1 protein-coding gene is annotated in these 1376 nt (G+C 45.3%); it reads left to right on the top strand.

Going from position 1 to position 1376, the window contains the following annotated elements; translation table 11 throughout:
- Positions 1–44: 44 nt before the first annotated feature.
- Positions 45–1376 (top strand): acyltransferase (locus A3751_RS04850; protein WP_156492257.1); only part of this gene is annotated, 1332 nt, incomplete at its 3' end.

The following is a 1376-nucleotide window of genomic DNA, read 5'->3' as shown; positions in this document are numbered from 1 at the left end:
AGCAGCTATGCTTACCAAAGTAATTACATATTAATAGCTTCTCCATGCCCCTAGCTTACAGAAAAGAAATTGACGGCCTTCGCGCACTTGCGATCATCCCTGTATTGCTATTTCACGCAGGCATTCCCGGTTTCTCGGGAGGCTTTGTTGGTGTCGATGTTTTCTTTGTGATCAGCGGTTATCTTATCGGTGGCCAAATATTGTTCGCGTTAGAAAATAAAAGCTTCTCGTTCGCAGAGTTTTACTTTCGTCGCGCACGACGAATTTTACCCGTTTTCCTCTTTGTGTTAATCGTTTGCAGTATCGCTGCTTGGGTGTTGCTGCACCCGGTCGCTTTGGTCGAGTTTTCATGGAATGCGATTGCTTCGGTCGGGTTTTCATCCAATATCGCGCTGTGGATGCAAAGTGGTTATTTTGACTCTGCGGCGGAGTTCAAACCTCTGTTGCATACGTGGAGTTTGTCGATAGAAGAGCAGTTTTATTTGCTTGCCCCAGTTACATTAGTGCTCATTCATCGCATTCGTAAAAACGCGCTTTTTAGTTTAGTGCTTGCTCTGACCTTGTTCAGTTTTTTTGCAGCTATTTGGGCTTCAAAAAAATACTCAAGCGAGAGTTTTTATTTTTTACCGACACGCGCTTGGGAATTGTTTGTTGGCGTGTTAGTCGCGATGAAAGCGAGCTCGAAAACAGGCTCTTATAGCTTCACGTGGTTTGAAGAGTGTTTGGGTGTTTTGGGGCTACTGTTGGTGATAGGCAGCTTTTTGTTGCTATCAACAACAGTGGCTTTTCCGGGTGTGGCCACATTATTCCCGGTGCTTGGGACGGCAATGATTATTTTGTACGGACATAATGGCGTTGTTAAAGCCATTTTAAGTGCACGATTACTGGTGTTTATTGGTTTAATTTCTTTCAGCTTGTATCTATGGCATCAGCCTGTTCTAGCGTTTAGTCGCTATTGGTCGCAGGACGCGTTAAGTATCAATCACCTAGTTATATTAATGGGCTTCTGTTTTGTTTTGGCCTTCCTTTCATGGAGCTTTATCGAAAAGCCGTTCAGGTACTCTAAGCGGCTGTCTAGGCGCACCATTATGGATTCGCTTGTTTTGGGTTCAGTGCTCGTTGTGGGATTTGGGTTTCTGGCAATAAAAACGGAGGGTGTGCCTGCCAGGTATGGGGCGGAGATTTTGAAGATTGATGCCGCGATTGCGGATATCAATCCGTTAACGCCTTATTGTCATGTCGGTCGTGGGGTGCCGTCAAAACACCCAATTCCGGGATGCGAAAAATACTTGTCTGGTGAGACCTTCGATGTGTTGGTCATGGGGGACAGTCATTCAAATGCGATTTCCTATGCGCTTCAAGAGAGATTGAGCCAA

This window comes from Oleiphilus sp. HI0080, from assembly GCF_001635135.1.
Note: the sequence above shows the minus strand (reverse complement) of the source record. Positions and strands in the feature narration are given on the sequence as shown.